Annotated in this window: 16 protein-coding genes; 9 read left to right on the top strand and 7 right to left on the bottom strand. The window is 67.9% G+C overall.

Features of this window, described 5'->3' with window-relative positions:
- Positions 1-54 precede the first annotated feature (54 nt).
- Genes LTA6_RS04370 through LTA6_RS04350 form a run of 5 tightly spaced genes read left to right on the top strand, consistent with a single transcriptional unit; the run spans position 55 to position 5,882 of the window.
- Complete coding sequence (locus tag LTA6_RS04370; RefSeq protein WP_341976323.1) at positions 55-1,257, top strand: hypothetical protein; 1,203 nt, start codon at positions 55-57, stop codon at positions 1,255-1,257.
- Entirely contained in the window at positions 1,254-2,963 is a 1,710-nt protein-coding gene (locus tag LTA6_RS04365; RefSeq protein WP_341976322.1) for a prolyl oligopeptidase family serine peptidase, read from the top strand. The genes LTA6_RS04370 and LTA6_RS04365 overlap by 4 nt, the downstream gene beginning before the upstream one ends.
- A complete protein-coding gene (locus tag LTA6_RS04360) occupies positions 2,960-4,060 on the top strand; it encodes an iron ABC transporter permease (protein ID WP_341976321.1) in 1,101 nt (366 codons plus the stop codon). Before LTA6_RS04365 ends, LTA6_RS04360 begins: the two co-directional genes overlap by 4 nt.
- The gene (locus LTA6_RS04355; RefSeq protein WP_341976320.1) at positions 4,057-4,869 is read left to right on the top strand and encodes an ABC transporter ATP-binding protein; all 813 of its coding nucleotides are present in this window, start codon (positions 4,057-4,059) and stop codon (positions 4,867-4,869) included. Before LTA6_RS04360 ends, LTA6_RS04355 begins: the two co-directional genes overlap by 4 nt.
- Entirely contained in the window at positions 4,866-5,882 is a 1,017-nt protein-coding gene (locus LTA6_RS04350) for an ABC transporter substrate-binding protein (RefSeq protein ID WP_341976319.1), read from the top strand. Before LTA6_RS04355 ends, LTA6_RS04350 begins: the two co-directional genes overlap by 4 nt.
- A gap of 49 nt (positions 5,883-5,931) precedes the next feature.
- On the opposite strand, the gene LTA6_RS04345 is transcribed toward LTA6_RS04350, so the two are convergent.
- From LTA6_RS04345 to LTA6_RS04335, 3 genes are all read right to left on the bottom strand, one after another.
- Entirely contained in the window at positions 5,932-8,436 is a 2,505-nt protein-coding gene (locus LTA6_RS04345; protein WP_407358714.1) for a DEAD/DEAH box helicase, read from the bottom strand.
- Positions 8,437-8,560: 124 nt separating this feature from the next.
- Positions 8,561-9,274 carry a purine-nucleoside phosphorylase gene (gene deoD, locus LTA6_RS04340; RefSeq protein WP_341976317.1) on the bottom strand — a complete coding sequence of 238 codons (714 nt, stop codon included), beginning with the start codon at positions 9,272-9,274 and terminating at the stop codon, positions 8,561-8,563.
- A gap of 192 nt (positions 9,275-9,466) precedes the next feature.
- Positions 9,467-10,495, bottom strand: a complete 1,029-nt coding sequence (locus tag LTA6_RS04335; RefSeq protein WP_341976316.1) for a substrate-binding domain-containing protein — start codon at positions 10,493-10,495, stop codon at positions 9,467-9,469.
- Positions 10,496-10,587: 92 nt separating this feature from the next.
- Here LTA6_RS04335 and LTA6_RS04330 point away from each other — a divergent pair, with 92 nt between their 5' ends.
- Positions 10,588-12,363, top strand: a complete 1,776-nt coding sequence (locus LTA6_RS04330) for a beta-galactosidase family protein (RefSeq protein ID WP_341976315.1) — start codon at positions 10,588-10,590, stop codon at positions 12,361-12,363.
- A 149-nt stretch (positions 12,364-12,512) separates the two neighbouring features.
- On the opposite strand, the gene LTA6_RS04325 is transcribed toward LTA6_RS04330, so the two are convergent.
- From LTA6_RS04325 to LTA6_RS04315, 3 genes are all read right to left on the bottom strand, one after another.
- Complete coding sequence (locus LTA6_RS04325; protein WP_341976314.1) at positions 12,513-16,868, bottom strand: endo-alpha-N-acetylgalactosaminidase family protein; 4,356 nt, start codon at positions 16,866-16,868, stop codon at positions 12,513-12,515.
- Positions 16,869-17,132: 264 nt separating this feature from the next.
- A complete protein-coding gene (locus LTA6_RS04320) occupies positions 17,133-17,801 on the bottom strand; it encodes a DNA alkylation repair protein (RefSeq protein WP_341976313.1) in 669 nt (222 codons plus the stop codon).
- Positions 17,802-17,923: 122 nt separating this feature from the next.
- On the bottom strand, positions 17,924-19,657 hold the full coding sequence (locus tag LTA6_RS04315; RefSeq protein ID WP_341976312.1) for an acyltransferase: 1,734 nt from the start codon (positions 19,655-19,657) through the stop codon (positions 17,924-17,926).
- A 145-nt stretch (positions 19,658-19,802) separates the two neighbouring features.
- Between LTA6_RS04315 and LTA6_RS04310 the strand changes: the two genes are divergently transcribed.
- Positions 19,803-21,233 carry a glycosyltransferase family 2 protein gene (locus LTA6_RS04310; RefSeq protein WP_341976311.1) on the top strand — a complete coding sequence of 477 codons (1,431 nt, stop codon included), beginning with the start codon at positions 19,803-19,805 and terminating at the stop codon, positions 21,231-21,233.
- Positions 21,230-21,436: a hypothetical protein gene (locus LTA6_RS04305; RefSeq protein WP_341976310.1), complete on the top strand. Its 207-nt coding sequence runs from the start codon at positions 21,230-21,232 to the stop codon at positions 21,434-21,436. Before LTA6_RS04310 ends, LTA6_RS04305 begins: the two co-directional genes overlap by 4 nt.
- Here LTA6_RS04305 and LTA6_RS04300 read toward each other — a convergent pair.
- The gene (locus LTA6_RS04300; RefSeq protein WP_341976309.1) at positions 21,398-22,138 is read right to left on the bottom strand and encodes an EAL domain-containing protein; all 741 of its coding nucleotides are present in this window, start codon (positions 22,136-22,138) and stop codon (positions 21,398-21,400) included. The genes LTA6_RS04305 and LTA6_RS04300 overlap by 39 nt on opposite strands.
- A 92-nt stretch (positions 22,139-22,230) precedes the next feature.
- Between LTA6_RS04300 and LTA6_RS04295 the strand changes: the two genes are divergently transcribed.
- Complete coding sequence (locus tag LTA6_RS04295; protein WP_341976308.1) at positions 22,231-23,265, top strand: GGDEF domain-containing protein; 1,035 nt, start codon at positions 22,231-22,233, stop codon at positions 23,263-23,265.
- Positions 23,266-23,287: the final 22 nt, after the last annotated feature.

The following is a 23,287-nucleotide window of genomic DNA, read 5'->3' as shown; positions in this document are numbered from 1 at the left end:
AACGGCTTCGACTCTAAATGATAATGATTCTCAATATCCACTAATGTTTCAGGCATGCCCTCTTCGCACCCTCTCCTGGTCGCCGATTACCGCGCAGATGTCGTTTACGCGGTCGACGGTTCGCTCCCGCGTGTCGTCGTCGAGGCGACGCTCGCCGAGCACGCCGGATTCCTCGCGCTGCCGAAGGGCGCGAGCGGTCGCTGGGCGTTCGCGGATGACGCCGACGGCGCGCTCGTGGTCGGTGACGACTCCTCGGTGCGGCGGATCCCGATCGCGATCCCCGCCGAGCACATCGCCTGCGACCACGACGGTCGACACGTGGTCGTCACCTCGGGCATGGGGATGAATGAGGCTCCGTGGAGCGATGTCGTCACCGTCGTCGACCTGGTGCGCGAGAGTTCCGTGCGCTTCCGGGCGAGAACCGGTGAGCCCGGCGTGGTCGTCGCCGCGGATCAGACCACGGGGGAGCCGACGATCCTGCTGCGCCACCGCGAACCCGGCGCGATCGAAGCGGTGCCGCTGGGGTCGGCCCTCGAAGTCGGCCCGCATGTGCCGGTGCTTCGGGGACGGATCCTGGATGACCTCGCGGCAGACGGTCACGGTGATGTCGTGCATCCGCAGTCGGGGATCATGGCCGTGGCGACCGGTCGCGGACTCGAACGATTCGTCGTCGATCGCGGTGAGCCCCGCGCTCTCGGAGTGATCCCCTGGCCGGGAGACGGCAGGCCGTACTACCTACGGCTCGACCCGGACAGCGGGCATGCGACGGGCATCGTTCGAGGCGGTCCTCCTGCGGCCGGCGCCTGGGCACAGTGGACCAACACCTTCGTCGACATCGATCTCGACACCGGTGCCACGCGTTCGGTGCCGTTGCCGTCGGGTCTCGCCTTCCGCTTCGCGCTCGGCGCTGGAACGGCTGCCGTAGCGGTCATCCACCCCGACGGCGATGCCGTGGTCACCGTCGACAGGGGCGACGATCGCGTGGCGCAGCACCTCCCGATCCCGGCGATGACGCACCCGCCGCGTCCCGGTCATCTGCCGTGGGATTCCGTCGACGGCATGCCCGCGCAGCGCCGGTCGATCGCTCTCGACCCGTCCGGTGACACGATCGCGGTGACCAGCGGTGGCGATTCCCGCCTCCTCCTCATCCGCGGCGGCGATACCGAGATCGTGGAGTTCCCCACGCCGCTGAACGAGGGCGGACACCTTTTCTGGGCGGCATCCGACCGACCGCTGAACGACCTGGTCGGCCGATGAGCGCGCTCACGGATTCGCTCTCGGCCGCGCTCTCGCAGGGGGAGCAGTACGGGCGTCCCGGCCTTCCGAACGCGGGATTCGCGCTCGGGCGCAAGGCGGGGCGGATCCGCCGCGGTGTGTACCGGAGCGACGGGCGGTGCGTCACTGAGCCCGAAGGGCACCTCCACCGGATCGCGCCGTCGCCGGACGGTCGACTGATCGCTGCCGAATGGGCCGCGGCTGCCGACGAGAACGCCGTACTCGCCATCATCGACGTGCATACCGGAGAGATGCGCGTGCATCCGGACATCCGTCTTCGTTACGACACGGTCCTCTGGAAGGCGGATTCGCGGCGGCTCGAGGTCGTCGCGAGCAGGGACGACCAGATCGTCAGCCTCGACGTCGAGAGCGGCGAGTGGGAGGCGACCGTCACCGACCAGGGCACCCGCGTACGTTTCTTCCGCGGCGGTCGCGGCGGGCTGCTGGCTCGACGTGCGACAGACGGGGGCACGGTGCTCATCGACCGCGCGTCGGACACCTGCCTGGGTACGTTCGCCGCGCTGTTCCGGGCGATGCCCCTCGCAGACGGCATCCTCGTCTGGCGCGATGCGGGCCTGGACGCCGTCGACATCGACGGCGGCATCCGGTGGAGATGGGACTCCACCGAGCAGATCATCGACGTCGCTGTGCAGGGCGAGCAGGTCGTCGTGCTGATGGTGCGGGGCGGGCGGAGCGTCATCGTCACGCTCCGCGCCGGGCAGATCGTGTGCACACAAGAACTGACCGCCGGCCACGACGCCGTGTCGGCGACCGGGATCAGCGTGGACGCCGGAGTACTCCACGTCGCCGTGGAAGGACCACTGACTCCGCCGCAGATCGTCGAGTGCGACAGGATCGCGACCCTGGATCGACGCCCGGCGCCGGCGCCCTCCGGGGCGACCACGGTTCGGCACGAGATCCGCACCGATGACGGAGCGGATCTCGTGGTGCACGTCACGTCCGATCCGGATTCCTCCAGCCCGAGGCCCCTCATCCTCACCTGCTACGGCGGGTTCGGTGTTGCGTACCTGCCCGCATTCGAGCCGACGATCCTGGCATGGCTCGCACACGGCGGCGCGTACGCGACAGCGCAGCTCCGAGGGGGTGGCGAGCACGGCGTGCAGTGGCGGGATGCCGGGAGCGGGTCGAACAAGCACCGCACGATCGCAGATCTGGCCGCCGTGGCACGAGCCCTTGTCGATCGGGGGATCACCCGACCCGAGCTGCTCGTCCTGGTGGGGGCATCGCTCGGCGGCGTCATCGTCGCGAGCTGCGCGCTCGAGCATCCCGGCCTGTGCGCCGGGGTGGTGACGACCGGAGCTCCGCTCGATCTCCTCGGCCTTGGTGAACACCCTTTGGGAAGGCTCTGGAAGTCGGAGTTCGGCGATGACGGCACTCCGGAAGGGCGCGAGCGGGTGCGACGGATCTCACCGCTCGCGCAGGCGGAGGCGTTGCCGCGTGGGTCCGCGACCCCGGAGTTTCTCGGAATCGTGCTGGAGAAGGACACGCGCGTCATCGCTCGGGACACCGTGCGCACCGTGGAGGCGCTGCTGCGGGCGGGGGGCTCCGCGCGCATGTGGACAGCTCCGGCCGCGGGGCACGGTTCCAATGATCTGACGAGTCTCCACGAACTGGGACTGACCGTGCTGGACTTCGCCGCCCGCCTCACGATGGAGCACAGCGAATGATCGGCGCGGCACAGCCGACCATCCACAAGAAAGGCCGAGAACGAGGAAGCCGGCGCAGGCTCTCCCTGGCGATCCCGATCTCTGCGCTGATCGTGTCGATTCTCGCCGTGCTCGTCGTATCCGGAGCAACGGGGCAGGTCGAGGTCAGTGGGATCGACGCCGCGAAGATCGTGATCGGTCATCTGGTGGCCGACATGCCGTGGATGTCGGACGGCAGCCTGTCGACGCTGCAGGACCAGGCGGTGTGGCAGTTCCGGCTGCCGCGCGCGCTCCTCGCCGGGCTCTCCGGAGCCGGCCTCGCTCTCGCGGGGGCGATTATGCAGGTCGTCGTTCGCAATCCGCTCGCCGAGCCGTACATCCTCGGCGTCTCCTCGGGAGCGAGCGTCGGAGCGGTGCTCGTGATCGTCTCGGGTGGGGCGGCGTTCGCCGGACTCACGATGAGCGGCGCGGCCTTCGCCGGCGCCGTGATCGCCTGCATCCTGGTGGCGCTTCTCGCACGGCGCCGCGGTGAGCTGTCGCCGACCAGGATGATCCTCGCCGGTGTGGCGCTGGGATCACTGCTGAGTGCGGTCACGAGCTATCTCACGATCACGACAGACGCTCAGAACGTCGTGAGCGTGATGTTCTTCCTGCTGGGAAGCGTGTCAGCGGCGACGATGTCGTCGCTTCTCATCCCGGCGGTGGCTCTCCTGATCGCGTCCGTCGCCGTGTTCGGTCTCGCCAGGCCGATGAACGCACTGCTCGCCGGCGATGAATCCGCGCTCGCCGTCGGGGTGCGTACGACGCGACTGCGCGGGGCGCTCCTCGTCATCGCGTCGCTCCTCACCGGGGCGATCGTCGCCGTCAGCGGAGGCATCGGTTTCGTCGGGCTCGTGATCCCCCATGTCGCGCGCATCTTCGTCGGCTCCGATCACCGGCGGATGCTCCCCATCACCGTGCTCGCCGGCACACTCTTCCTGATGGTCGCCGACCTGCTCGCGCGCACGGTCGCCGCTCCATCCGAGATCCCCCTCGGCATCCTCACCGCCTTCGTCGGGGCCCCGTTCTTCCTCTGGCTGATGCGCCGGGGCGGCGAGAAAGCGGGAATCGACAGATGACCATCTCCTTCGAAGGCGTCGACGTCGCGCTCGGCGGTCGCGTCGTACTCCGCGGAATCGATCTGACGATCGGCCGCGGCCGGATCGTCGGACTCGTCGGTCCGAACGGCAGCGGCAAATCGACCCTCCTGCGCACCTTGTTCACCGGCCGTCGGCCTCTCCGGGGCCGGGTCTGCGTCGACGGCGATGACGTCGCAGAACTCGCACCTCGGGTGCTCGCACGGACAGTGTCGGTGATGCTACAGGATGCGCCGTCCGATTTCGATCTCACAGTGCGGGAGACGGTGCTCGTCGGCCGCGCGCCGCACCGGCCGCCCTTCACGCGAGACTCTCCGGAGGATCTGCGGATCGTCGACGAGTCGCTGCGCGCCGCCGACGTCGCCGATCTCGGAGATCGCCTGATGCGTCAGCTCTCCGGCGGACAGCGGCAGCGCGTGATGCTGGCCCGAGCTCTCGCGCAGGACGGCGAGATCCTCGTGCTCGACGAACCCACCAACCACCTCGACATCTCTCATCAACTCGACCTGATGCGCGTCGTCACCGGTCTCGGCAAGACCGTCATCGCCGCTCTCCACGACCTGAACATCGCGGCGTCATTCTGCGACGACATCGCCGTTCTCGACGCCGGGAACCTGGTGGCCTTCGGGCGACCCGACGTGGTGCTCACACCGGCGCGTGTGAGCGACGTGTTCCGCGTGACGGCACGCGTCGCGGTGGAAGAGGGCACGGGCGCCCGGGCGATGACTTTCCACCCTCTCACCCCCTCGGGCGGGAACCCCCCGCCCTCATCACCAAGGAGAACCGAATGAAACCCCGCACGCGATCCGCCAGCATCCTGATGACTGCACTGGGAGGGTTGAGCATCCTCGGTCTGACCGGATGCGGGGCGGGAGTCGCCTCCGCCCAGCCGCCCTCCTCATCGGCGGGCTCGGTCACGATCGAGAACTGCGGCCGCACTGTCGTGGTGCCCGAGGCACCGACCGCCGTGGTCGGCCTGCACCCCTCGCAGACCGAGCTGCTGCTGCGCCTGGGGCTCGCCGACCGGCTCGTCGGTCAGGCGCAGGCCACAGCGCAGGCGCTTCCAGCCGACGTCGCCGCACTGGCAGCCGATGTCCCCGTGCTCGGGGCGGACTCGCCGCCGAACCGCGAAGCGCTCCTCGCCGTCGAACCCGATTTCGTCTACTCGCCGACGACCTACGAGTTCACCGCCGAGCAGGGCTTCGCCAGCATCGAACAGCTGCAGGAGGCCGGCGTCGCCGCGTACGTCGCCACCGGTGGATGCTTCGAGCGACGCATGGAAGGAACGGTCGACGATCTCTTCATCGACCTCGAGAACCTCGGGACGATCTTCGACGTCGAAGACAAGGCGGAGTCTCTCATCGAGGAATCGAAGGCCGACCTCGCCGTGGTCGACGCCGCCGTGGAGCAGGTCGACGACAAGCTGCGTGTGGCGCAGATCTACGTCGACGGAACGTCGCTGACGGCGGTCGGCGCGGGAATCGAGTACGACATTCTTCGACGGGCCGGCGCCGACAACGTGTTCAGCCCGGAGGATGCCGCGTTCGGCGACTTCTTCGCCGCAGAGATCACCCCGGAATCGCTCGCGGCGGAATCGCCTGACGCTCTCGTGTTCGCCGTGACGGATCCGGCGCACGAGGCCGCCACCCGTGCGTACCTCACGGCCACGTTCCCCGACATGCCAGCGGTTCGCGACGGTCGCCTGATCGCCATCTCCACCGCAGACACATTCCCCGGCACGCTCGGGAACATCTCCGTTGTCCGCCAGATCGCGCAGGCGCTGTACCCCGACGCTTTCGCGTGATTCGGAACCGGAGGGCGGGTGCGGCGGACGGCCGCACCCGCCCGTCGAGCTAGAGCCGATCGACCGCGGTCACGGTGACGACGGCTTCGCCGGCCTCATCGGATGCCGCGAGGTCGACGGTCGCGGTGATGCGCCAGTCATGATCGCCGGCCGGGTCGTCGATGATCTGATGCGCGGTCCACACGGTCGTGCCCTCGTCGAGCAGCAGCAGCTTGGAGCTGCGGGCATCCGCGCCGGTGAGGATCTCGTCGTGCTCGGCGAAGTAGGCGTCGAGGGCGGTATCCCATCCGGACGCACCGAAGTCGGAGTCCAACTCGGCCAGCGCATCGACGTCTTCGCGTGCGGCCAGCTGCACGCGACGGAACAGCTCGTTGCGCACCAGGATGCGGAAGGCGCGTGTGTTGCTGGTGAGGCGCTTCGGCGCGGGCGGGACGATCGGTTCGTCGGAGCCGTGCGGCGGGATGTGCCCGGCGATCAGCTCCTCCCACTCGTCGAGCAGGCTGGAGTCGACCTGGCGCACCAGTTCGCCGAGCCACTCGATGAGATCGCGCAGATCCTCGGTCTTCAGTTCCTCCGGGATGGTCTGCGATGCCGCACGGTACGCATCGGAGAGGTAGCGCAGCACCACACCCTCGGAGCGGGCAACCTTGTAGTAGGCGACATATTCCCCGAACGACATGGCTCGTTCGTACATGTCGCGGACCACGGCCTTCGGATGCAGTTCGAAGTCGCGGATCCACGGCTGCGCGGCGCTGAACGTCTCGAAGGCGGCGGTGAGCAGTTCGTCGAGGGGCTTCGGATAGCTGATCTCCTCGAGCAGTTCCATCCGCTCGTCGTACTCGATGCCCTCGCGCTTCATCGTGGCGACGGCCTCGCCGCGAGCGAGGAACTCCTGCTGGCTCAGCACGGCACGCGGGTCATCGAGCGTCGACTCCACGATCGAGACCATGTCCAGCGCGAAGCCGGGCGCCTCCGGGTCGAGCAGCTCGAACGCCGCCAGGGCGAACGGCGACAGTGGCTGGTTCAGGGCGAAGTTCGGCTGCAGGTCGACGGTGAGACGGATCTCCCCGTCGGCGGTGCGTTCGACGATGCCCGATTCGCGGAGCGTGCGGTAGATGCCGATGGCACGGATGGCGAGCTCGCGCTGGCGGGAACGCGGCTCGTGGTTGTCGTATACCAGTGAGCGCATATTGGCGAACACGTCGCCGCCGCGGCCGATCACATTCAGCATCATGCTGCTCGTGATCTGCATGTGCGAGGTGAGCGTTTCGGGGGTGGCGTCGATCAGCTTGCGGAACGACGGCTCGCCCCACGACACGAATCCGTCCGGTGCCTTCTTGCGGATGAGCTTGCGCTTCTTCTTCGGATCGTCGCCCGCCTTGCGGATCGCAGCCGCGTTCTCCGTCTCATGATCGGGCGCCTCGGCGACGACGGTGCCGGCGGTGTCGTACCCGGCGCGTCCGGCGCGGCCGGCGATCTGGTGGAACTCGCGGGCGTTGAGCTGGCGCATCCGGGTGCCGTCGAACTTCGTGAGTGCGGTGAGCAGCACGGTGCGGATCGGCACGTTGATGCCGACGCCGAGGGTGTCGGTGCCGCAGATCACGCGCAGCAGGCCGCGCTGGGCGAGCTGTTCGACGAGGCGGCGGTACTTCGGCAGCATGCCGGCGTGGTGCACGCCGATGCCGGCGCGCAGGAACCGCGACAGCGTTTTGCCGAATGCCGTGGTGAACCGGAATCCGCCGATCAACTCAGCGATCACGTCGCGTTGCTCCCGGGTGGCGATCTTTGTGCTGGACAGGGACTGGGCGCGCTCCATCGCCGCGGCCTGCGAGAAGTGCACGATGTAGATCGGCGCCTGGCCGGTGTTCAGCAGGTCGTCGATCGTCTCGTGGATCGGTGTCATCTCATAGAAGAAGTGCAGCGGCACCGGACGCTCCACGCCGGTGACCGTGGCTGTCTCACGGCCGGTGCGCCGGGTCAGATCCTCCGCCAGCACGGTCACATCGCCGAGCGTCGCCGACATCAGGATGAACTGCGCCTGCGGAAGCGTCAGCAGCGGCACCTGCCATGCCCAGCCGCGATCGGGGTCGGCGTAGAAGTGGAACTCGTCCATGACGACCTGGCCGACGTTCGCCGTCGGCCCCTGACGCAGAGCGAGGTTCGCGAGGATCTCTGCCGTGCAGCAGATGATCGGCGCATCGGCATTGACGGCCGAGTCGCCCGTCACCATGCCGACGTTCTCTGCACCGAAGACGTCGACCAGGGCGAAGAACTTTTCGCTCACCAGGGCCTTGATGGGGGCGGTGTAGTAGCTGCGGCGTCCGGCCGCGAGGGCCGCGAAGTGCGCGCCGACCGCGACGAGCGACTTGCCGGTGCCGGTCGGTGTGCTGAGGATCAGGTTGTTCCCCGACACGATCTCGATGACCGCCTCGTCCTGTGCCGGGTACATGCTGATGCCGGTCGACTCGACCCACTCCGCGAAGGCCAGGTAGACGGCATCCGGGTCGGCGGCATCGGGAACGGCGGCGGGATCGAGCCGCGAAGGGGAAGTCATGGTCCTTCGATCATCCCCTACTGCTGGTGTCCATAACTCAGGAAGAATCGCCTGTGGTGACGATCACACAGCCGTTTCGGGGCCTTACGGGGCAGATTCTCCGGAGTTATGGACGGGCTGACGCTCAGACCGAGGTCGCCGCACGCAGCGCGATGCGGATCATGTCGCCGAACGTCTGCTCGCGCTCCTGCGCCGTCGTCTCCTCGCCGGTGACGATGTGATCGGAGACGGTGCAGATGCTGAGTGCACGCCGACCGTAGTACGCGGCCAGTGTGTACAGCCCACTCGTCTCCATCTCGACTCCGAGTACCCCATGCTTCACGAACGGATCGTTGAGCTCGGGGCGGGTGCTGTAGAACTGATCGCTCGAGAGCAGCAGGCCGACGTGCACCGCGCTGTCGAGGGTCATCTGCTCGCTCGCCTCGACGGCAGCGCGCAGCAGGCCGAAGTCGGCAACCGGCGCGTAGTCCAATCCGTGGAAGCGCACCCGGTTGATCCCGGAGTCGGTGCAGGCGCCGTTGGCGATGATGATGTCGCGCACCGCCAGGCGCTCGGTGAGTGCGCCGCATGAGCCCACGCGGACCACGGTCTGCACGTCGTACGAGTCGAACAGCTCGTTCACGTAGATCGCCATCGACGGCTGCCCCATGCCGGAACCCTGCACCGAGACGCGGTGGCCCTCCCACGTTCCGGTGAATCCGAGCATGCCGCGGGTCTGCGAGTACAGCTCGGCGTCCTCGAGGAACGTCTCCGCGATCCACTTCGCCCGCAGCGGGTCGCCGGGGAACAGCACGATGGGAGCGATCTGGCCGGGCTCTGCGGCGATGTGGGTGCTCATGTGATCAGCGTAGTGAGGGCGGATGCTGCACCGGCGTGATGGCGCTGCCGCGACCGCACGCGGTCGGCGACATCCCCGTAGGACGGCGACGGTACACCTGTCTGCTCAGATCTCGGATGCAGGTCGAGAAGCACGGTTTCGACCTGCATCTGTGTTTTGGGCATGCACGTGTTCCGCGGGGCGGGCGGATGCTCAGGCGGGCGGCGGCGCCGTCGATGACCGCACGACGAGCGTGGGGGTGATCGGCGGGATGTCGCCGACCGGATCCGTGCCCTCGATCTCGGCGATCAGACGCAGCGCGGCGGCCCGGCCGAGCGCCTCGAAGGGCTGACGCACCGTGGTGAGCGCCGGGGAGGCGTAGGCGGCGAGGGCGATGTCGTCGACGCTGACCACGGAGACCTCCTCCGGCACGTTCCGGCCGGCCTCGTGCAGGGCCCGGATGACGCCGAAAGCCATCTCGTCGCTGCTGACGAACACGGCGGTCGCCCCGGGGATCGCGGCGATCGTCCGGCCGGCGCGATAGCCGGATTCCGGTGTCCAATCGCCGGGGATGACCGGCGGCGGCGTGATGCCGCGCTCGGTGAGCACCTGCTCCCAGACCTGGCGGCGCTGTACGGTCTCGGCCCAGTACTCGTCGCCGGAGACGTGCCACACCGTCTGATGTCCGAGATCGAGGAGGTGCTCGACGGCGAGCCGGGCGATCTCGTTCTGGTCCACGGCCAGCGGCGCGCCGGTCTCCAGGGTGACGCGATCGGTGCGGGTCGCCGGGGTGCGCTGTGTTCGCGTTCTCATCGAGGGGCTGTCGAGTTCGACGGGTACGCCGAGCACGATGCCTTCGGCGCCCTGGCGTTCCAAGCGGTCGAAGGCGTCGAGGAAGGCATCGCCGGATGCGTGATCGGCGACGGCCGCTGTGGTGACGGTATAGCCGTTCGCGGCCGCGGCCTGCTCGATGCCGACGCCGAGGGCCGCCGAAGAATACCGATCGGTCGAGACGACGATCACACCGAGGATGCGGGTGCGCCCGGACGCGAGCGAGGCTGCTGCGGCGTGCACGCGGTAGCCGAGCTGCTCGACAGCGGAATGCACGCGGCGGGCCGTGTCAGGACGGACGTTGTCCAGTCCCGACATCACCCGGGAGACGGTCTGGGCCGAGACTCCGGCCAGGCGGGCGACATCCACCTGGCTGGGGGCACGATCCTCAGGGGCGCGGCGCGGAGACATGGGCCCATGGTAGCGATCATTCGGCGCAGAGACGGGATGCTGGAGCGACAGCGGTGCGATAATGTGAACGCAAACACTGCCTCAGGAGCTTCATGACCGACACCCTCATGCCGGCCGCACACGCGGCCGCCCGCACCACGTCGACGCTGACGTGGCGCGACGGGGAGATGCTGCGTGACGGACGTCCGCATCGCATCCTCTCCGGAGCGATCCACTACTTCCGTGTGCACCCCGACCAGTGGGAGGACCGGCTGCGCCGGCTTGCCGCGATGGGGGCGAACACCGTCGACACCTACATCGCCTGGAACTTCCACGAGCGCACCCAGGGTGATGTCCGCTTCGATGGCTGGCGCGATATCGAGCGGTTCATCCGCATCGCCGGCGAGGTCGGGCTCGACGTCTTCGTCCGGCCGAGCCCCTACATCTGCGCCGAATGGTCGAACGGCGGCATCCCGTTCTGGCTCAGCGGTCAGACGCCGGCCGTCCGGACAAGCGATCCGATCTTCCTCGCCGGCGTCGACGCCTGGTACGACGAGCTGCTGCCGCGGCTCGTGCCGCTCCAGGCCGCTCACGGGGGGCCGATCGTCGCCGTGCAGGTCGAGAACGAGTACGGATCCTTCGGGAGCGATGCCGCCTACCTGACGCACCTGCGCGATGGACTGCGTGCGCGCGGCATTGTCGAGCTGCTGACCACGGCAGACGGGATCACCGCGGACATGGTCCGCAACGGCAGCGTCGCAGGTGCCATGCCCACGTTCACGTTCGGAACCGGAGTCGCCCAGGCCCAGGAGCTGAAGCCCGACGATGTCGCACTCATGTGCAGCGAACTCTGGGGCGGCTGGTTCGATCACTGGGGTGAGCGTCACCACGTTCGTTCGGCCGACAGCATGATTGGCACCGTGGACGAGCTGCTGGACGCCGGGGGTTCCGTGAGCCTCTACATGGCTCACGGCGGCACGAACTTCGGTCTGTGGAACGGCGCGAACCACGACGGCATCCTCCAGCCCACCGTCACCAGCTACGACTCGGACGCCCCCATCGGCGAGGACGGCTCGCTGAACGCGAAGTTCCATGCGCTGCGTGCGGCGTTCGCGCCGTTCCACACCGAGCCGCTCCCGGCGATCCCGGAGCCGCCCCGTCGGCAGGCCGCGGCTCGTGCCGCTCTGGTCGCCCGGGCCTCGCTTCTGGATGCGGTCGGCGCGGCATCCGTCGTCGTCGAAGCGCCCGCACCGCTCACGTTCGATCGGATCGGAGCGGAGGACGGGTTCGTCGCGTATCAGGCCGACTGCACCTTCGACGTCGACGCGACGCTCAGCGTCCCCGTGATGCACGACCGTGCGATCGTGTTCCTCGACGAGCAGCGACTCGGTGTGCTCGAGCGCGATGGCTCGACCTCGCTCGCCCTCCCGGCCGCGGGTGGCAGCGGACGGCTGACCATCGTCGTCGAGAGCCTTGGCCGCATCAACTACGGACCCCGCACTGGCGAGGGCAAGGGCATCATGAACGGCGTGATGATCGGCCGCCGCTTCGTGCACGGTTGGACGCACCGCATCCTCCCGCAGGATGCGCCGTCGACGTCCGGAGCGGCGTCGGTCACCGGTGTCGCAACGGCGATGTTCGACATCGCCGAGCCCGCCGACGCCTGGCTCGCGTTCCCCGGCGGGGCGAAGGGGATGGTGTGGCTGAACGGCTTCCTCCTCGGCCGCTACTGGGAGATCGGCCCGCAGGAGACGCTGTACGCCCCGGCGCCCCTGTGGCGCGAGGGCCGGAATGAGATTCATGTGCTCGACACGGATCGCCTCGGCGATGTCGTCGAGATCCGGGAGCAGCCGGGCTTCGGCGAGGTCGAGGAGTTCATCGGCTCCTGAGCGCAGGCGATACAGCGAACCGCCCCGAGGTCGAAGCCTCGGGGCGGTTCTCATATGCGGGACGGTCGCCCGCGTCGCGTGAGCGCTGGTTGCTCACGGCACGAAGAAGGGCGGATGCCGAAGCATCCGCCCTTCCGTCTGCTCCGCGACTACGGCGCGCAGACCACCTTCGCGTCCGCCCAGTTCGCGTGGTCCCTGAAGTCCACGCCGTTGCGGTCCACGGCGAGCTCGAGCACGTCGACGCCGGTGACGTCGATCTCGATCGGCGTGCCGGGATCGCTCCACAGCACGGCCGCCGACTGATGCAGGAGAGCGTCATCGCCCGAGACCTTGTAGATCACGTTGCCCTCTCCCTTCTCGTCCTTCGAGTCGTCGAGTCCGAGCACGGCGGTGAAGGTCGTGCATGCCCCGCCGAGGTAGACCTTCACCGAGGAATCGGCGTGCGTGCCGAGCCCCTTGGCGAAAGCGACTCCGCCGATGGTGAGGGCCGTGCCGTCGCCGGCCGCGTTCTCGCCGTTCGACAGGTCCCGTTCGATCGGCCCCCACCCGTTGGTCTCGCTCAGGAAGGGGAGGTCGCTGACGAACGCCGTGCCCTTCGGTGCGACTGGATCTCCGCCGTCGACGGGGGTGTCCGAGCAGCGGAACTTCGCATCGGCCCAGTCGCCATGGTCGTTGCCGACGCCATCGCCCGCATCGCCCAGCACGAGGTCGACGAACTGCGCGCCCGTGATGTCGGCGCTGAGCTCGAAGGTCGTGCTGGTCGCCTTCATCACCGGGGAGGTGACGACGGTGCGGCCGTCGGCGATCACCGAGAAGGTCACGGATCCGCGCGTCGCCTGCTTGTCATCGATGCCGACGGAGCTGGTGAACGCCGTGCAGTAGCCGCCGAGGTAGTACCGGACGGTGCTCGCCGCATGTGCTCCGAGACCCTTCTCGTAGACGACCCCGTTGAGTGTGAGCGGCGAGCCGTCGCCGGCGCCCTGCTCTCCGTTGGAGAGGTCGGGTTCGACCGGACCCCACCCGTTCGTCGCCCGCACCCAGTCGTGATCGCTCGCGAACACGTCGCTCTGCGGCGGCTTGGGCAGGGTGCGCACGGTGGTGGTCGCGCTGATGCTCCGCTCACCGATCGGATCGACCGTCGTGCGGTACGACGCGTTCGCGATCACCGGATACGCCCCGTCAGCGGATGCCGGAGCGGTGATGCTCCAGGTCGTGACGAGTCGTTCGGTCGGAGCGAGCTCGGCCGCGGTAGCGGCGGTCCTCGCCTCTGCCGTCCAGCCCTCAGGCAGCTCCAGCGTCACCGCCACATCCGAGATGGGAGCGGGCTCGTCGGAGGTGAACGTCGTGACGAACTCCTGCGGAACGCCCTGCTGCACGACGTCCGGTCCGAGGTCGCCGCTCAACTGGGCGCATGCGGGGACGGAGTCGGCCGGGCCCAAGTCCTCCACGACGAAGTCGTCGAGGATCAGGTCGGCGACGCCGCCTCCCGTCCGCTGCAGACCGACGAACGTCGCGCCACAGGGGCTCGCGTCGATGATCTGCTCGAAGCGAGTCGTCTCGCGCACGGTGTCGAACGGCGTCGTCTGCGTCACCACCGGCCCGGTCGTCGAGTCGTAGCCGTTCACCCAGGCGTATTCGTCGGCGAGGGTCGACTGGTAGTCGAAGCTCACCCGGTAACGGTGGCCCTGCTCGAAGGGCACGGTGTAGTCGGACGTCCGGTAGACGAGCCCGGAGTTCTCCTCGTGCGCCATCAGCGACCAGTCGCCGTTCAGGATCGTGTCGATGGGACGATCGTTCCACCCGGCTTGCGTGTACGGCTCGTTCCGCTCGGAGATGTGCGTGCGCGGGTCGGTGACACCGCCGGCATCTCCCTTGAAGAACGGACCCCAACCGGCATCCACGTTCTCGAAGTCCTCGGAGACGACCACACCGTCACCGAGCTCGGAACCCGTGGTCTTGATCACGCGCACGTTGTCGATGCGCACCGAAGCGTCGCCAGCGCCGGCCGCGATCGTGACCGTCGGCTTCGTGCCGTCCTCCGGGATCGTGACCGTGGTCTTCAGGCGCTGCAGGTTCGTGCTGTGCCACTCGTCGGCGGCCACCGTGTTCGTGATCGTCGAAGCATCGACGGTCACCGATCCGTTCTCACCCCCAGGCACCTTCACGCTGAGCGTGGTGGGGCGCGTTGCACCCGGGTCGATGCCGACCCACGCGCTCACGGTGTAGGTACCGGCATCGAGTGCGCGCAGCTTCTGGCTGATCGCGGCCTCACCGGCTCCGAGCAGGGCCGAACGTCGGCCGAGGCCATCGAGCTCGACGGATGCCGCGCCCTGCGGGTTCCACGAGGCGAGGTCGGTCTCATTGAAGCCGGGGTCCTGCACCGGCGTGTGCTGCCCGAACTTCGCGGTCTGCGGAAGCGCGCTCGCGGCATCCGTCTTCGTTCCGGGCGCGAGCACGTACGGCTGCCCGGGCTGCGCGTCGATCGTGACAGCGCCGCCGGTGACCGGCAGATCGGCCACCTTGGTGCGGCCGTTGTCGCCCAGGGCGAAAAGCTGCAGCGAGCTGTTGCCGCTGAACTCCGAGGTCAGCTGCCAGGTGGTGCTGCCGCCGCTCGGGTTGTAATGGTAGAGCTTGTCGCGGGTGTCCTTGTCTTTCGACGACCACGGCAGCAGGTACGTGTCGCCTCGAAGCACCTCGGCGCCCCCGTCGGTGATCGAGCGATCGGCGGCGGTGGTCCCGGTGACGCGCACGGCGTCCTCGAACTCGATCGCCTCGTCCGTCCACCGGGTGATCTCGTGGTGCTGGAGGTACTTGGTCGGCAGGTTCGCCTCCCACACGTTCTTCGTGAACGCGTTGTAGTCGTTCTGGCCCGTCCAGCCCTCGAACTCGATGATGTGGCTCGTGCCGAGCCGTGCGTCCGGGTTCCAGACGTCCGACTGCGTGTTGTTGACGAATCGGAGGATCTGGGAGTTGACGCCCTTGTTGCTCGATCCGCCGTACTTCTCGTCATTGGCCCAGTGGGACCAGGTGTTGTTCTCGGAGAGCTTGTCGGCCCACTCGGACCCGACGCGGAAGCCGTGGTCGACGAGCGAGTTCTGCAGGGTCTGTGCGAGCCATCCGAACTGGTAGTACACGTCGACATAGACGAAGTCGAGGTTGTCGTGGGTCGCGTCGGCGAGTTCGCCGATGCGCTCATCGAGCTGGCCGGAGACGACGTCGTGACGCTGGTCCATGTAGTACGACTGATCCAGCCAGTTCCAGCCCTTCGCGCCCTCGTCTGCGAGCGCGTCGCTGAACGAGTTCGCCTCCGGGTAGATCTCGGTGGCGTTGATGTGCACGCCGAAGGAGGCGTTCCACTTCTTGCCGGTCGCGACGGCCTCGTTGAGCTCGGCCAGTCCACCGGCGCGCTCGTTGAAGTTGTCGCCGTAGTCGGTGTTGGCCGAGTCGTGGCCCTCGCTGGTGTAGCCCTTCAGCATCGCGACCTGCCCGAGGCCGTCGGTCGCCAGCGAGATCCGCTTCACGTCGTCGAGCGTGCGCAGGAACGGGTGGGTCGCCTGCGAGGCGAAGTTGAACGGGATGTGCGTGATGACGTTGTCCGGCGTCTGGTCGCCCTTGTTCGGAGCTGTGCGGATGCCGCGCAGCGCGATGGCGCCGTCCTGCCAGTCCACGACATCGTCGGAGTTGGCGTCGGGGGTGATGGCGACCTTGACCCAGGGAAGCTCCTCCGTCGCTTCGGACTCTGCGGCGCGATAGAGCCACTGTCCGCTGGAGATTCCGACCTCGACCTGGCCGTCGGCCGCCGTGGCCTGGCGCCAGAAGTTCCCCGAGTCCTTCTGCGAAGGGCCGGAGGAGGTGTCGTACAGGGCGTTCGTGGTGAAGGCGGCGGCCAGCTGTCCGGTGTTCGCGATGATCGTGTTCGACGACTTCGGTGCGGCATCGAGCGGTGTCTCGGCCGTGACCGGCAGGAAGACGTCGCCGGAGGCGTTGCGGTCGACGGAGAGATTGGCCGCGGCGACGGCGGCTCCCGGCTCGGCGGACGAGACGGTGACGAGGTTGTGCCCCGGGATGCGCAGGCTCTTGACCACGCCGTCGGGATCGATGATCTCGGTGATCGCGAGCGTGACGACGTTCTTCTTCACGCTGAGTTCGGCGGTGAGCCGGACACCCGGCAGGTCACCGGGAGTGATCTGGTACCGCGCACTGTTCTTGCTCGTCTTCTCCGATGTGACCTCGACCGCGTGTGCGGTGCCGTTGATCTCGAGTGAGGTGAGCGCGGTGTCGTTGCCGTTCATCACGGCTCCGCTGTCGCGGTCGGTGTAGGTGATCACCTGGGGGAAGCCGCTGGACGCACGTACTTCCAGGGTGCCCGTGCGGAGCACGAGATCGGCCGAGGCCTCCGCGCTCCAGGCCGGGGACGCGGCGAACGGCGAGAGGCCGGCGGCGACGAGCGCGCAGCCCACTCCGATTCCGGTCAGTCGCCGCCTCGGGCGGTTCGGGGGATTCATCACTGGCTCTCCTTCGAATCAGCATCCGGAAGTCGGATCGTCACTGATCGTTGCAGGAAATGTTTGCGAAAACAAGGCTACGGAGCCGGGAAATCAATCGTGAATGTGGCTTACTGTTATCGCAACCACGCGGGCGCCGAAGGTGCGAAGACGTCCTGTGGTCTCTGTGGAACGCCGACGGGACGCAGCGGGACGGCGCACCGGGGCCGTGAAAGGCCGAAGCACGGTGGGTCTCCGGGCCAAGACCCGCGCGGATGCCGGAACTCAGCGCTCCTGGCGGCGCACCATCTCGTTGATCCAGAGCGGGGCGAACGGAGATGTGCATCCGGGCGGAGTGGGGTAGTCGGCCAGTACCTGCAGGCGCTCACCGATCTCGAGCGCCCGGGCGCGGTGCTCCGGATGGTGGATGCCGATCTGGGCAAGGGACTCGTTCATCGACCACTGCAGGCGGGCAGGCGCGTCCTTCAGATCGCGTTCGATGAGGTCGAGCAGACGCTCGAGGTCGAGCCCTTCGGGTTTCTTGACGACGCGGTCGGTGGTGAGCGACCATGCGGCAGCGGCGACAGTCGGGTCGGCGTCCTCGAACCAGCGCCGTCGCAGCTCCTCGGCGAGCGGCGTCTTCTTCGCGACGTAGTTCACGAACCAGTCGTTCACCTTCGGGGCCGCCGTCTCGCGGAGCATCGCGTCGAGTTCGTCGGCGGTGAATTCGCGGGGCTTGCAGATCAGGAGGGCCAGCAGTCGGGCCGGGGTCTCACCGGTCGCCCACAACTCGTAGGCAAGCGGCTGATCGATCTTGACGCGCTTCGCGAGCGCACGCATCCTGCTGAGGTTGATGCCATGATCGTCGCCGCGCTTCTCGTTCGCGGCGCGCATCTTCGGGTCTTCGAGGGCGGCGAGTTCGGCGAGGGCCTTCGGCAGGGTCATTTCGGCCATGGGACCAGGGTAGGCCGGTTCGCAGAGCGCAAAGGGCTCGATCTGGGCCGCAGATGCAGCCCTTTGCGCTCTTTGAAGCGGATGGTCGGCCGGGCCGAAGGTGATGGTCGGCCGGGAACGCCTCAGGTGTAGAGGTCGATGGCCGGCTCCGGGCGGTGCACGCCGCGGGGGCGATAATCCAGGGATTCCGCCAGATCGCACAGGTCGGCGAGGTACCAGAGCGTGGCCAGCCACATCTCCGTCCCCTGTAGTCCCGGTCGGTGCGATGCCCGAGTCGGGCCGCTCGTCGGTGCATGGGCGAACGAGAATCCCCGCCCGTTGCGCCACTGGTCGATGACCATGCCGATCTGGCCCAGGGCCCAGGCCTCGATCTCGGTGCGGCGATACCCCGACTGGCGGCTGGTCAGCCAGAGCGGATGCGCCACGTCGAGCACGTTGCAGGCAGTGGTCCGGCCGGGACCGAAGTGACGGCGGTCTCCGGCGTGCTCGAGGACCGCATCGATGGCCCGGTCGGGATGTGGCACCGGGATGCCGAACTGTGCGAACGTGCCCCGGGTGGCCCGGTAATAACCATTGACCGGCTGCAGCATCCCGTCGGATTGCCGGGGGCGCGACCACATGCCCGTTTCGCGGTGCGCGTGTGTGACCAGCCAACCGATCAGCGCATCGAAGTGGGCCGTGGACCGGGTCGAGCGCTCGCCTTCGGCGAGGAAGTTGCGCAGCATCGCGGTGCCCAGGGCATCGACCGTGGCTCCGGCGCTCCACCCGTGATCGCGCCACGGCAGGGCGTTCAAGGAATCGATCAGGTCGGTCGTGCTCATCGTCTCGATCGCGCGGATCGGATGCTCGAATCGGGCGCCGAGCAGATCGAGCGCGTAGCCCTGGCTGAGCACGTGATAGTGCGTTTCGCCCAGCTCCCATCCGGTCGGAGCGGGGCCATGCAGACCGTCGCTCGCGAGCAGCGGGATGAGCCCGGTCAGCGGATCCTGGTTCTGCCGGAGGCGCTCGACGTGGTCGTGCGCGCTGAGCTGAGCGGGAGGTTCATCGCTCAGCAGGAAGGAGATCTCGACAGCATCCGCATGCGCCCGAAGAGTCGGCTGACCCGTCTGCGGGTCGAAGAAGCGACCGGTCGGGGTTCCGTCGGGAGCCAGCGCCTCGGGTTGCCAATAGTGGTCGAGCACCTGCTCGCGCTGATCTCGCGCCCGGGCCGAGAACTCGGCCAGGAGAGCAGCCGTCTCCGCGCGCGCTGCGCCCCGGGCGGGCTTCGTCTGGCGACGATCCCGGATGAACCGCGCCGGGTTGCCCGCGACGACGGCCCAATCCGCGACGTCCTTGGTCACCACGGATCCGGCACCGATCACGGCGTGACTCCCGATCGTCACACCGTCGACGATGACCGCATTGGAGCCGATCCAGACGTCGTCTCCGATCGTGATGCCGATCTCGGTTCCCGGCTGCTTGTGCACTGGCCGGTCAGGGGCCATCGAATGATTGAAGCCCAGGATCGAGGTGTGGGCGCCGATCCGCACGCCGTCACCGAGCGTCACGGTTCCGCGCACCACGGTGAAGGCGTTGACGGTGCAGTCCGCGCCGATGGCGATGCTGCCGGTGACATAGGCGTGGGCTGCGATATAGCTGCGGTCGCCGAGGCGGAACCGGGTGGGTTGCACCATGGCCAGCTCCGAGATGAAACATTCCGAGGCGATCGTGCCCTCGGCCGCGGCCAGGATCGCCGCCTGGCGCTCTGCCTGGCCGGCGCGCTGCTCGTCTGTCGCCTGAGACTGGAAGAGCCAGGCGTTGTAGTCGAGCAGCTTGGGGTCGTCGGTCATGGTCGTCGTCGACGCCGGGGAAGTCATGATCCTCATTGTGTGCGCGGCGGCGCCGGAGAGTCAACGACGAATGATCGCGGTAACAGCATCCGTCGACTGGCAGGCGGCGTCCGTCCATGACATCGTGGCGGGGGGAGGGTGAGCGCTCGCGCTCACAGTGAGGGGTGACGTCGTGAACAGGTTCTTCCAACGAACCGTCGGTCTGGCGGTGATCGTGATCGTGCTGCTCGCCGCCGGGCTGCTGTGGTGGGGGATCGCGGTGACCGATCCGCCCGTCCTCTGGGAGCCGGCGCAGCTGACCCTCGCCGGTGCGTGGAAGATCCTCTACAGCACCGAGCTGCCTCACCTCGGCGTGCTGGCCACTGCTGTCGGTATCGCCCTGCTGCTCGTGCTCTTCGTCGTGATCAGCGAACGGGTGGTCGCCGGCCGCTATCGCCGTGCCGACACCGAGGTGACCGGGCTCCCGCTCGCGCCGCGCGCGGTGATGGAACGCACCCGCGGGGTGTTCGCCGGCGATGTGACGGTGACGGTGCTGATCCCCGCGCACAACGAAGAGGCCTCGCTGCCGCTCACGCTCCGGTCGCTGCAGCAGCAGACGTCGCCCCCTGCCCGAGTCGTCGTGGTCGCCGACAACTGCACGGATCGCACCGTCGCCGTCGCCAGAGAGCACGGTGCCGAGGTCTTCGAGACCGTCGGGAACACGCACAAGAAGGGCGGCGCCCTCAATCAGGCGCTGCAGGATCTGCTGCCGGATCTGGGTGACAACGACACCGTGATGGTGATGGATGCCGACAGCCAGATCGGCGATGACTTCCTCGCCGAGGCGATGCGCCGCTTCAGCGACGATCGTGCCCTGATGGCTGTCGGGGGCCTCTTCGAAGGGGAGGAAGGCCACGGCCTCCTCGGTCAGTTCCAGCGCAACGAGTACACCCGCTACCAGCGCGAGATCCGCCGCCGGGATGGTCGCGTCTTCGTGCTCACCGGCACGGCATCCGTGTTCCGCTCGGCAGCGCTGCGCGCCGTCGCGGACGCCCGAGGCACAGAGTTGCCCGGCACTCACGGCGAGGTCTACGACACCTTCGCCCTCACCGAGGACAACGAGCTCACGATCGCGATCAAGTCGCTCGGCGGCCTCACCATCTCACCGACCGCCTGCTCGGTGGTGACCGAGCTAATGCCCAGTTGGCGGATGCTGTGGGCGCAGCGTCTGCGCTGGCAGCGCGGCGCCCTCGAGAACCTCGGAGCCTACGGAGTGACACCGCAGACCCTCCGCTACTGGGCGCAGCAGATCGGCATCGGCTACGGCGTGCTCGCGCTGTTCACGTACTTCGCGCTGATCATCCTGATGATCGTCGCGATGGACACATGGGTGTGGTTCCCGTTCTGGATCGGCATCGGAGTGCTCTTCTCGATCGAGCGCACCGTCACGGTCTGGCGCGGAGGGTGGCGGGCGAGGATCATCGCGATGCTCGTGTTCCCCGAGCTCGTGTACGACTGCTTCCTGAACCTCGCCTTCCTCCGGGGCGTGTTCGAGATCGCCTTCGGGCGAAGCGCCACCTGGAAGCACGTCGACCACGGAGCCGAGAAGGCGGTCGTCGCATGATCGCACCCGCCGGATTCCTGCTGCCGGAGTCGGTTCTGTATTCCGACTGGTTCGGCGTACTGGCGACGTTCGTCGCGATCAACACGGTGATCTACGTGGTGCTCGGCAGCATCAAGATCTTCCCGAAGGTGCGGCTGCGTCGCCACCGCGGCGCGAGCCGACGGTCAGAGACCCGGAGCATCCACCCCGACGCGCCGGTGTAGCTCGGCGAGCATCTCGGCGACGTCTTCGGCCGGGGTGGGGACCCCGAGATGGAAGCCCTGCGCGAGATCCGAGCCGAGAGCGCGCGCCCGTTCGACCTCGTCATCGTCGGAGACGCCTTCGACGAGGATCTTCGCGCCGCTTTCGCGCGCCGCGGCGAGCAGGCCTTCGAGCACGCCCCGCGCTGTGTCGTCGTCGGCGACCTGCCAGAACAGGGCGCGATCGATCTTGACGACGTCGGGGCGCAGCGTCGTGATCCTCGCCTCGTCGGCGCTGGCTGCACCGGCGTCATCGACGAGGAGTTGTCCGCCGAGACCGGTGACCCGCTCCCGCACGGCGGTGAGGCTCGCGGTGGTCGCCCCCTCATAGATCTCGAGTCCCCAGGGGCGCGCACAGGGTTCGAGGATCTCGGCCATCTCTGGCCGAAGGATGGTGGAGCCGGAGGCGTTGAGGGTGACGAACGCGTCAGAGGGCAAGGCGACCGCAGCGCTCACGGCGTTGCGGATCAGGTCGAGCTCCAGGTCCTCCCGGGAACCGGCGGCCTCTGCCCTGGCGAGGTGGGCGGGCGGCGGAGCGCCGTCTGCGAAGCGGGCGAGTGCTTCGAAACCGACGACGCGCCAGAGATGGAGGTCGACGATCGGCTGGAAAACGATCGTCATGCGCGTCGTGGCACCCTCGGCGTCGAGGCTGGCGTGGTTTGGCACGGTTCAGTGTAGCTCCGGACAGCGTCTTCACCGGAGGAGCGTCTAGCCTGGATGTCGGGACGGTGTCAGAACGCGCCGGGGGGAGTAGGAACATGGTCGTCCAGGACATCCGCGCTGCTGACGCGGAGGATCTCCGCTGGCTGCGGACGGGATGGTTGCGGCATGTGCGCGAGCGCACGTCGACCTATTCCGTGGTGACAGCCGCCATCGCCCTCTTGTTCGCCGCCCTGGGCGCTTTCGAGTTGTTCGAGAAAGATCTCACCCTGTTCGAGCAGGTGCTCTCGATCGGTATTCTCGGCATCTGTCTTGCTCTCGTCGTGATGGTCGCCTTCTTCGGGGTGGAACTCGCGCGTTGGACCGGAATCGCCCTCGTCGTCGCGCACGCGGTCGTCTCGGCCTATTACCTCGGGTTCTCCGACGAACGGCAGAACGCCATCGCCGCGCTGCAGGAGCTTCCGCTCATGGCGATGTACTTCTCGTGGTTCTACGGCGCCCGTATCGCGCGGCTCGGCGAACTCGCGATCCTTGCATTCGTCGGTGGCGCGATCGTCTACGGGCCGTACACGACAGCCGTCGAAGGGACCAATGCCCTGCTGGGGCCGGTGAATCTCTTCGGTGCGGCCCTGTTCACCTGGCTCTGCCTGGAAGCGGGGCTTTTCGTCCGCCACCGCATCCGGCTCGAATCGCACACCGACGAGCTCACCGGCGCGCTCAATCGTCGCGGCTTCGTGGCGAAATCCGGGATGGAGTTCCGGCGTGCCGCCCGTCATGATCGCCCGGTCAGCATCGCCGTCCTCGATCTCGACAAGTTCAAGTCGGTCAACGACGGGGCCGGGCATGCGGCAGGGGATTTCGTGCTCAAATCGCTCTCCGCGCAGTGGATGTCGCTCTCGCGCTCGTCCGACATCGTGGGCCGACTCGGCGGTGACGAGTTCGCGATGCTGCTGCCGGAGACGGACGCCGAAGAGGCCAGGTTGCTGATGCATCGGCTCCGCGAGTTCGCGACGCATCCGTGGTCGTGGGGAGTCGCGCAGATGAACCCCGGTGACACCGTCGACACCGCCCTGATCCGCGCCGATCAGGCGATGTACGACGACAAGCGCAACGACGCCGATCCGCTCCTCTGACGACAGGTCGCCGGCGTTCGCA

The sequence above is a fragment of the Microbacterium sp. LTA6 genome (assembly GCF_045690355.1).
GTDB lineage: Bacteria > Actinomycetota > Actinomycetes > Actinomycetales > Microbacteriaceae > Microbacterium.
The sequence above is the reverse complement of the archived record's forward strand: the minus strand, read 5'-3'. Positions and strand labels throughout refer to the sequence as shown.

Coding starts and splice junctions, on each gene's coding strand:
- LTA6_RS04370 (WP_341976323.1), top strand. CDS start 55: ATGCCCTCTTCGCACCCTCTCCTGGTCGCCGATTACCGCGCAGATGTC.
- LTA6_RS04365 (WP_341976322.1), top strand. CDS start 1,254: ATGAGCGCGCTCACGGATTCGCTCTCGGCCGCGCTCTCGCAGGGGGAG.
- LTA6_RS04360 (WP_341976321.1), top strand. CDS start 2,960: ATGATCGGCGCGGCACAGCCGACCATCCACAAGAAAGGCCGAGAACGA.
- LTA6_RS04355 (WP_341976320.1), top strand. CDS start 4,057: ATGACCATCTCCTTCGAAGGCGTCGACGTCGCGCTCGGCGGTCGCGTC.
- LTA6_RS04350 (WP_341976319.1), top strand. CDS start 4,866: ATGAAACCCCGCACGCGATCCGCCAGCATCCTGATGACTGCACTGGGA.
- LTA6_RS04345 (WP_407358714.1), bottom strand. CDS start 8,436: ATGACTTCCCCTTCGCGGCTCGATCCCGCCGCCGTTCCCGATGCCGCC.
- deoD (WP_341976317.1), bottom strand. CDS start 9,274: ATGAGCACCCACATCGCCGCAGAGCCCGGCCAGATCGCTCCCATCGTG.
- LTA6_RS04335 (WP_341976316.1), bottom strand. CDS start 10,495: ATGTCTCCGCGCCGCGCCCCTGAGGATCGTGCCCCCAGCCAGGTGGAT.
- LTA6_RS04330 (WP_341976315.1), top strand. CDS start 10,588: ATGACCGACACCCTCATGCCGGCCGCACACGCGGCCGCCCGCACCACG.
- LTA6_RS04325 (WP_341976314.1), bottom strand. CDS start 16,868: ATGAATCCCCCGAACCGCCCGAGGCGGCGACTGACCGGAATCGGAGTG.
- LTA6_RS04320 (WP_341976313.1), bottom strand. CDS start 17,801: ATGGCCGAAATGACCCTGCCGAAGGCCCTCGCCGAACTCGCCGCCCTC.
- LTA6_RS04315 (WP_341976312.1), bottom strand. CDS start 19,657: ATGACTTCCCCGGCGTCGACGACGACCATGACCGACGACCCCAAGCTG.
- LTA6_RS04305 (WP_341976310.1), top strand. CDS start 21,230: ATGATCGCACCCGCCGGATTCCTGCTGCCGGAGTCGGTTCTGTATTCC.
- LTA6_RS04295 (WP_341976308.1), top strand. CDS start 22,231: ATGGTCGTCCAGGACATCCGCGCTGCTGACGCGGAGGATCTCCGCTGG.